Here is a 3000-nt window from a genome sequence, read left to right as displayed (position 1 = left end):
CCGCATGATCGACGATTACTCCGGCCATGCCGACGGCGCCGAGATCGCGCGCTGGATCGCGGCCCGCCGGCCGATCGCGCGCGGGCTGTTTTTGTCGCATGGCGAAGAGGCGGCGATTGCCGCGCTGGCCGCGCGCGTCGCCGAGCGGATCGTGCCGGCCGCCAAGGTGTTCTCGCCGCTGCTCGACGACGTCTACGAGCTCACCAGTGCCGTGCCGACGCCGCTCGATGCCACGCGCCGGCGACGGCTGGCGCCGGAGGCGGTGACGCGGCTCGACTGGCACAACGACATGTCGGGCCTCCTGCTCGACATCCACGCGCGCATCGAGCAGGCCGCCGACGACCGCGCGCGCGGCGTCATCATCCGCCGTCTGCGGCGGGCGCTCGAGGAGTGACACGATCGACCGTCCGGACGGCGGTGGGACGCGTCCCTTGTCGTCGAACGGTCACACTTTGATCGCAACCTCGATGGATCGGCCATCGACAGACTGCGACGTGAGGAGCCGGCTGACGACAGCGACGCCATTTCCGCTTGTGCATAGGCAATAGCACAACGCGCAGACGGCTGGTCTCCGAAAGTGATTCTGATACGCTCGACGCGTGGTTCACGACAACGGAACGATCCGGGTGAACCGGGCGCAGGTGGGGAAACGGGGGCTCTCACATGCATCAACCATCGAAATGGTGGACGGGACTGATCGCCGTGGCCGTGCTCTGGCTGCTGGCTATCATCTTCAAGACGACGAGTGTCGAGGAGGACATCGCGCCGCGGGCGCGGGCGGCGGTCGCTGCTGCCGCCCCCGATACCGCCGCGGCGCTGAAAGTCTCGGTCGCAGGCCGCGACGTCCGCATCGCGGGGCCCGAGTTCAGCCCCGACCAGTCGGAGCGGCTGAGCGATGCGGCGACGGTGAACGGCGTCCGCCTTGTGGATGACAGCTACGACAAGCTTCCGATACCCAAACCCTATACTTTCCGCGCCGCACGCAACGGCAGCCAGCTCGTGCTCGAAGGCGGCGTGCCGACGCCCGCCGTCCGTGACGCCGTTCTCAACGCCGCCCGCGCCGCCACGGCCGGCGGCGAGGTCGTCGATCGGCTCGGCTACGCCCTGGGTGCCCCGGCGAATTTTGCCGCCATCGCCGGCCATGGCCTGGTGCAGGCGGCGAAGCTCAATGGCGGTACCTTCTCGCTCGCGGACAAGGCCTATTCGCTCGCCGGTGCTGCGACCTCCTCCGACATCTACGAGGCGGCGGTGGCCGCGACGCGGCAGTTGCCGGGCGGCGCCGTTCTCGCCAATTCCGCCATCCTGCCGCCGGAGGCCAAGCCGTTCATCTGGAGCGCGGTGCGCGACGCCAAGTCGGTGGTGATGTCCGGCGTCGTTCCGAATGACGACCTTCGGCGCGCGCTGGAGGCCGCCGCCATCAAGACGTGGGCCGGATCGTCCGTGATGCATCAGATGCAGATCGCGCGCGGTGCGCCGTCGGGCGACTTCAACGCCTACACGGCCTATGCGCTCGCCGAGCTGGCGCGGCTGACCACGGGCCGCGTCGTCATCTCCGATGCCACCTACACCATCTCGGGCGAGGCGCCCTCCAGCGCCGCTTACGACGAGGCCATGGCCGGGCTCGGCAAGCTGCCGAGCGGCCTCACCCTGGCCAAGGCCGAGATCCTGCCGCCGGAAATCAAGCCATACCGCTGGTCGGCGGAGTTCAATGGCACCGCGCTGAGCCTCGCCGGCCTGGCGCCCGCGACCTCCGCGCGCGAGGCGATGCTCGGCTCCGCCAGCGGACAGTTCGACGGCAAGCCGATCAAGAGCCAGATCGGCATCGCGCGCGGCGCCCCCGATGGCGACGTCGCTAAGGCGAGCGCGAGCCTGCTGCAACAGCTGTCTCGGCTGGCGCAGGGCCGCGCCGAGATCAACGAGACCAAGGTGTCCATCACCGGCGTCGGCCTTGCCAACGTCACCGGCGCCGCCGTGCGCGAGGAGCTGGCGGGCGCCCTGCCCGCGCCGTTCACGATTGCCGCCGTCGATGTCCGCGACGGTCCGGTGTCGCCCTATTCGTTCGGGCTGCAGAAGCAGAACGGCCGCGTCAGGCTCAGCGGCTACGTGCCCGATGATGCGGCCCGCCGCGATCTCGTCGAGGCCGCAACGGCGACCTTCGTCACCGAGACCGTCGAGGACGGCTTGAAGATCGGCGACGGCGCGCCACGGAATTTCGCCAAATCGCTGAAGGCGACGTTCCCCGCGCTGGCCCGGCTGTGGTCGGGGTCGCTGACGGCAAAGGACGCGACGGTCTCGATCGACGCGCTCGCGATCTATGAGAAATCCGCCGAGCAGGTTCGCAAGGAGCTGGCGGACGCGGCCGGTGGCGATCTCAAGCTCGACGAGGTCAAGATCGGGGTCAAGCCGGAGAGCCCGGCGCTCCCCGTCGCCGAATGCCAGCCGGCTTTCGAAGGCCTGCTCGCCAAGGGCCGCATCCGCTTCGCAACCGGCAGCGCCGAGCTGAGCCGCGAGTCCCTGGCGCTGCTCGACCACATCGTCGATGTGGCGCAGCGCTGCAAGGAGGCCGCGATCGCGATCGAAGGCCACACCGACAATGTCGGCGACGAGGACAGCAACATGGACCTCTCAAAGCGGCGCGCGGCGGCCGTGGTCAGCTACATCAGCGAGGCCGGCATCGACACCTCGCGGATGACCTCGGAAGGCTACGGCCAGACCAAGCCGGTCGCCTCCAACGACAGCGCGGAAGGCCGCGCGCAGAACCGCCGCATCGAATTCGTCGTGAAGTGAGGCGCTGACATCATGATGTACGACCTGACGACGTTCTTTTTCTGGATCCTGCTCGCCGTCGTCATCGGCGGCTTCGTCGGCTGGCGCACCTGGTCGGACGAAAAGCAGCCGGACTGGATGCGGAGCTGGCTGCTGCCGGTCATCCTGGCCTTCCTCATCGGCTCCCTGATGGCGATGCTGAGCGTGCTGCCGGGCCGCGCCGGCCTGTGGCTC

At 69.0% G+C, this 3000-nt stretch carries 2 protein-coding genes and 1 pseudogene; all 3 read left to right on the top strand.

The annotated features are described in order from the left end of the window. On the top strand, nt 1–394 hold a 394-nt coding region (locus BRAO375_RS11285; protein ID WP_283806065.1), incomplete at its 5' end, for an MBL fold metallo-hydrolase RNA specificity domain-containing protein. A 269-nt stretch (nt 395–663) separates the two neighbouring features. Further along, nucleotides 664–2787: an OmpA family protein gene (locus BRAO375_RS11280; protein WP_009027602.1), complete on the top strand. Its 2124-nt coding sequence runs from the start codon at nt 664–666 to the stop codon at nt 2785–2787. A 12-nt stretch (nt 2788–2799) separates the two neighbouring features. Further along, a pseudogene (locus tag BRAO375_RS11275) lies at nt 2800–3000 on the top strand (cell envelope biogenesis protein TolA); the annotation flags it as partial.

Origin of the sequence: Bradyrhizobium sp. ORS 375, from assembly GCF_000239775.1 — a bacterium.
In the GTDB taxonomy this organism is placed as follows: domain Bacteria; phylum Pseudomonadota; class Alphaproteobacteria; order Rhizobiales; family Xanthobacteraceae; genus Bradyrhizobium.
This window is presented reverse-complemented; position numbering and strand designations above follow the sequence as displayed.

Bases quoted from the DNA above. Each gene is read 5' to 3' on its own strand.
- BRAO375_RS11280 (WP_009027602.1), top strand. From the start codon at position 664: ATGCATCAACCATCGAAATGGTGGACGGGACTGATCGCCGTGGCCGTG.